This window comes from Streptococcus mitis subsp. hohhotensis (assembly GCF_020089495.2).
GTDB classification, from domain to species: Bacteria; Bacillota; Bacilli; order Lactobacillales; family Streptococcaceae; genus Streptococcus; species Streptococcus hohhotensis.
The window spans coordinates 1-5,736 of record NZ_JAIRCA020000033.1; the positions used below are offsets into that span (position 1 = coordinate 1).

Sequence of the window (5,736 nt, forward strand, 5' to 3'; positions counted from 1 at the left end):
GTAGACCTCATTTCTAACTCAAACGTCTCACACTTAATTCCACCATAAAAATCCGTTTTAGACTAATTTCCACTTTGGTCAGGTGAGTGGAAGTTACTTTGAGAAGTTACCATGGAAGAAAAAATCAAAATTAAACCGCATTTTTTCTTGACAATTATTCCTTTTACGTGTAGAATAGAATAGATCTTGAACTTGAAGGGAGTGAAAAAATGTCTAAAACAGTAGTACGTAAGAATGAATCTCTTGACGACGCACTTCGTCGTTTCAAACGTGCGGTTACTAAAGCTGGTACTCTTCAAGAAACACGCAAACGTGAATTCTATGAAAAACCTTCTGTAAAACGTAAACGTAAATCAGAAGCAGCTCGTAAACGTAAAAAATTCTAATTGAAATGAAAGGCTAGAGAAATCTAGTCCTTTTTCTTTTAAATAAATACTCCAAAGCCTGCAAAAATCTGAAACTTCCTCCCACAATTTGATATAATAGAGGGAAGAACTCATTTGAAGGAGGAAATGATGTCGGTTTTAGTAAAAGAAGTGATTGAAAAGCTTAGACTAGACATTGTCTATGGCGAACCAGAATTACTTGAAAAGGAAATCAATACAGCGGATATTACGCGACCTGGTCTTGAAATGACAGGTTATTTTGACTACTACACGCCAGAGCGGATCCAGCTCTTGGGGATGAAGGAGTGGTCTTATCTGATTAGCATGCCTTCTAACAGTCGTTATGAAGTTTTGAAAAAAATGTTTCTACCTGAGACACCTGCGGTTATTGTTGCCCGTGGTTTGGTGGTTCCAGAGGAGATGTTAAAGGCTGCTAGAGAATGTAAGATTGCTATTTTAACCAGCCGTACAGCTACCAGTCGTTTGTCTGGAGAATTATCTAGCTATCTGGATTCTCGTTTGGCAGAACGCACCAGTGTTCACGGTGTCTTGATGGATATCTATGGGATGGGTGTCTTGATTCAAGGAGATAGTGGTATCGGTAAGAGTGAGACAGGCTTGGAGCTGGTCAAACGTGGGCACCGCTTGGTAGCAGATGATCGGGTAGATATTTATTCTAAGGATGAATTAACTCTTTGGGGAGAGCCTGCTGAAATCTTGAAACACTTGATTGAAATTCGTGGGGTTGGTATTATCGATGTCATGAGCCTCTACGGTGCGAGTGCGGTAAAAGATTCTTCACAAGTTCAGTTGGCTGTCTACTTGGAAAATTACGATACGCATAAGACCTTTGATCGACTTGGAAACAATGCAGAGGAATTAGAAATTTCTGGCGTAGCCATTCCTCGTATCCGCATCCCAGTTAAAACAGGCCGTAATATCTCTGTCGTGATTGAGGCCGCTGCTATGAATTATCGTGCCAAGGAAATGGGCTTTGATGCGACTCGTTTGTTCGAAGAACGCTTGACAAATCTCATTGCTCAAAACGAGGTGCCTAATGCTTGATCCAATTGCTATTCATCTTGGCCCTCTAGCCATTCGTTGGTATGCCTTGTGTATTGTGACAGGCTTGATCCTTGCGGTTTATTTGACCATGAAAGAAGCGCCTAGAAAGAAGATCATACCAGATGATATTTTAGATTTTATCTTGGTAGCCTTTCCTCTGGCTATTTTAGGGGCCCGTCTCTACTATGTTATTTTCCGTTTTGATTACTATAGTCAGAATTTGGGAGAGATTTTTGCCATTTGGAATGGTGGTTTGGCTATTTACGGTGGTTTGATAACTGGGGCTATTGTCCTCTATATCTTTGCTGATCGTAAACTCATCAATACTTGGGATTTCCTAGATATTGCGGCGCCTAGCGTCATGATTGCCCAAAGTTTGGGTCGCTGGGGAAATTTCTTTAATCAAGAAGCTTACGGTGCTGCAGTAGATAATCTGGATTATTTACCTAGCTTCATCCGTGACCAGATGTATATCGAGGGGAGCTACCGTCAGCCGACCTTCCTTTATGAGTCTCTATGGAATCTTCTTGGTTTTGCCTTGATTCTGATTGTCAGACGAAAATGGAAGAGCCTCAGACGAGGTCATATCACTGCTTTCTACTTGATTTGGTATGGTTTTGGTCGTATGGTCATCGAAGGTATGCGGACAGATAGCCTCATGTTCTTTGGCCTTCGAGTCTCTCAATGGCTATCAGTTGTTCTTATCGGACTGGGTATTTTTATCATTCTTTATCAAAAGCGAAAGAAGGCCCCTTACTATGTTACAGAGGAGGAAAACTAAATGTTAGAAGTTGCATATATTCTTGTAGCCTTTGCTTTGATTGTCTTTTTGGTCTATCTGATTATCACTGTACAAAAGCTTGGTCGTGTGATCGATGAAACAGAGAAGACGATTAAAACCTTGACTTCAGATGTGGATGTAACCTTGCATCATACCAATGAATTGCTGGCTAAAGTCAATGTCTTGGCAGATGATATCAATGTCAAGGTGGCAACGATTGATCCACTCTTTAGTGCTGTTGCAGATTTATCTCTATCTGTTTCAGACCTCAATGACCATGCGCGTGTCTTGAGCAAAAAAGCTTCATCAGCTGGTTCAAAAACACTCAAGACTGGTGCAAGTTTGTCAGCTCTTCGTCTTGCAAGTAAATTATTCAAAAAATAAAAAAGGAGAATTCTTATGGGTAAACTATCCTCAATCCTTTTAGGAACCGTTTCAGGTGCAGCTCTTGCCTTGTTTTTAACAAGCGACAAGGGCAAACAAGTTTGCAGTCAGGCCCAAGATTTTCTAGATGATTTGAGAGAAGATCCTGAGTATGCCAAGGAGCAAGTCTGTGAAAAACTGACAGAAGTTAAGGAACAGGCTACAGATTTTGTTCTGAAAACCAAAGAACAGGTTGAATCAGGTGAAATCACTGTGGACAGTGTACTTGCTCAAGCCAAATCATGTGCCCGTCAAGCGACAGAAGCATCAAAAAATCAATTCAATAATCTCAAGGCACAATGGCAAGAAAAAGCCGAAACTATTGACCAATCAGAAGAGATTGTGATTGATATCAAAGAAGAAAAAATCTAGATTTGACAGAGTTGGATAAATATTCAAGTAGTAGTCGCAAATCTAGTAAATTGTATAAGATAAAACGCATAGTATCAAGGATTGTAATTGCCTGATATTATGCGTTTTTTATGATTTTTAAGACTTTTTGATAAACCTTTTTTAAAACACATGAGTGTTATGATTTTTTATGGTATAATGGCAGTGTTAGAAGTGAAATATTTACATTTTTTTATATTTTACTGATATTTTAGTAATATTAAGCAATCAATTTTCTATGATTAGAAATCAATGTGGTAGCTTATGATCAGGTAGAGGAAAAGCTCTAAAATTTTAGTCAAGAAACGATTTAGTATTCTGTCAAGGGAAAATATTAGAACCCTCTATTTTGTAAAAAATAGTTAGAAAGAAAGTTAGTAAAATGAAAGACATTTTTAATAAACGTCAACGCTTTTCAATTCGAAAGTTTTCGGTTGGAGTGGCTTCTGTATTAATAGGAATTACCTTGTTTACACCATCCCAGGGAGTACTGGCTTCTACGGAAAATAATTTGGCAACAGAGATAGGGGCTAATTCTGAAAAGGAGAATGCGACTTCTACTGTGGAGAAAAAAGAAGAGAATCAAAATTCACCAGAGAATCAAGGTGCTATCTCCAGTCCAGCTCCAAAAGATACTCCAATAGGATCTACAAGGACTACAGGAATCGTCACATCTGGGGATAAGGAAAATGATAGCTTGACCACAAGGGCTTTCGTGGCAGGTGAAGACAGATCAAGTACTTCAGCGGTGAGAGCAGCATCAAATCCTTCCGAGATTAAAAAATATGAATTGACTAAGGAAGATGCTAAAAAAATCAAAGCAGGAGTAATCGGTTCAGAAGGTAATAAGCTTGACAGTTTGCTATTAAACGGACCTGAGTTAAGTCCAGAAGTTTATACAGATGATGATTACTTGAAGGATAAAGAAGAACTTTATATTTATGAAAAAGGCGGGAAAAAGTATGTAGGATATAATAGTCATCCCTTATTAGAAGATACTGATGGTGATGGTATTATTGACAGTAAAGAAAAACCAGATGAAAAATTAAAATGGAATGTAAGTGAGCGCGATATGATTATGTTCATGGAATTGTCCTACCGTGATGATAATTATATTGATAGAGTGCTGAATCACAAGAAACCCTTAACAGAGTCAGAGTTATATAAAAAGAATGGTGACAGTAGACCACGTTATGAGTATATGATGATGAATAAGGAATTGGGGCCTTATTGGGAAAGGAAGAAAAGTTACCATACCTCTAGTGGACTAGATGCTGTCTTGTATGAAACTAAGAGTGATTTCTTATATTTACCAAATGGAACTGCACAAGTATTAGCCTTTCGTGGAACAAGTGATGCCAAAGATATAGGAGCTGATATAACACTTGGAACAGGAAGAAATCCTCAACAAGGGATCGATGCAGAAAATATCATGCGTGAACTGGCTAAAGATAAGAGCATTACCAATCTATATTTGACAGGACACTCTTTAGGAGGATATTTAGTACAACGGGCAATGGTTGAAGCCTATCAGTTGGCATATTCTGACAGCAGGGTCATGTCTCCTAAAGAACAGCAGACTTATAGAAACTTTTATAATAATGTATTAAAAAAAGGAACAACATTTAATGCCCCAAAAGTAGTGACAAGTTTGGTTTCTGGTCGTGACTTTTGGCAGAAAGGTTTAGATAGCAAAAAAATAGCTAAGTCAGGGAAATTGACTCATTATATTGTTGATAATGATTCGACGATAAGAAAAGGTGTCAGCAATGATAGTGATGTTGTTATAAATGTTGGACGAACCAGTGGAGGTCATAGTTCACGTTCTTATTTTGAAGCCGATATGATTAATAGACGATCAGAGTTTATATCTGGAAAACGAATTTCTTTAGATGGGACAGGTTATCAAGATAAAAAAATTACAACAGTTAAATCTGTAGAAAAAGTTGGAGAAACTGCTGTATATAGTAAACGCGGAGATGACATCATTAAGTCAACAACTGTGAGTATGAAAGATCCTGATACAGGACAGATTACTAAAAATACACTTGACGAAGTGTTCAAGAAAGATGGTGCTAAATCTAAGGTTGTGGTTACGCCAATACAGCCAAGTGTACGTTATGAGAAAGACTCCACGAAGGCTAAAAGAGGATCAAAAGTCACAGTAGCTGGTACTCCAGGAACTAAAACAGTAACTACCACTTATACTGTGAATCCGACAGATGGTAGCCTCATTCCGCATGAAGGCAAACCAGTTATCAAATCGTCAATTCCGACAGTGGTCAAGGTGCCAGCTAAGGATGAGGTTGAATACCTCAAAGAGGGTGATAATGTGGTTAAGAAGACAACCACTTACGAAGTCAATGCAAGCACAGGTACCCTTACTCCAACAGAGAAAAAGGAAATCTTCAAACAAAATGGTGCCAAGGCTAAGGTTGTTGTTACGCCATTACAGCCAATTGTTCGTTATGATAAAGATGCCACAAGAGCTAGAGGTGGAGAAAATGTAACAATAGCTGGTACTCCAGGTACCCGAACAGTAACCACCACCTACACGGTTAACCCTACAAATGGTAGACTCATTCCGCATGAAGGCAAACCAGTTATCAAATCGTCAATTCCGACAGTGGTCAAGGTGCCAGCTAAGGATGAGGTTGAATACCTCAAAGAGGGTGATAATGTGGTTAAGAA

6 protein-coding genes are annotated in these 5,736 nt (G+C 38.7%); all 6 read left to right on the forward strand.

What is annotated here, in order from left to right; genetic code table 11:
* Window positions 1–209 precede the first annotated feature (209 nt).
* The gene (gene rpsU / locus K4Z77_RS09550; RefSeq protein ID WP_000048054.1) at window positions 210–386 is read left to right on the forward strand and encodes a 30S ribosomal protein S21; all 177 of its coding nucleotides are present in this window, start codon (window positions 210–212) and stop codon (window positions 384–386) included.
* A 129-nt stretch (window positions 387–515) separates the two neighbouring features.
* Entirely contained in the window at window positions 516–1,451 is a 936-nt protein-coding gene (gene hprK / locus K4Z77_RS09555) for an HPr(Ser) kinase/phosphatase (RefSeq protein ID WP_000115149.1), read from the forward strand.
* Window positions 1,444–2,232 carry a prolipoprotein diacylglyceryl transferase gene (lgt, locus tag K4Z77_RS09560; protein WP_049540440.1) on the forward strand — a complete coding sequence of 263 codons (789 nt, stop codon included), beginning with the start codon at window positions 1,444–1,446 and terminating at the stop codon, window positions 2,230–2,232. The genes hprK and lgt overlap by 8 nt, the downstream gene beginning before the upstream one ends.
* On the forward strand, window positions 2,233–2,616 hold the full coding sequence (locus K4Z77_RS09565) for a DUF948 domain-containing protein (RefSeq protein ID WP_049540439.1): 384 nt from the start codon (window positions 2,233–2,235) through the stop codon (window positions 2,614–2,616). It abuts the gene before it with no gap.
* 15 nt (window positions 2,617–2,631) lie between these two features.
* Complete coding sequence (locus tag K4Z77_RS09570; RefSeq protein WP_049540437.1) at window positions 2,632–3,027, forward strand: YtxH domain-containing protein; 396 nt, start codon at window positions 2,632–2,634, stop codon at window positions 3,025–3,027.
* 400 nt (window positions 3,028–3,427) lie between these two features.
* Window positions 3,428–5,736, forward strand: a 2,309-nt coding sequence (locus K4Z77_RS09575) for a YSIRK-type signal peptide-containing protein (RefSeq protein ID WP_224219172.1), incomplete at its 3' end; no start/stop codon positions are given.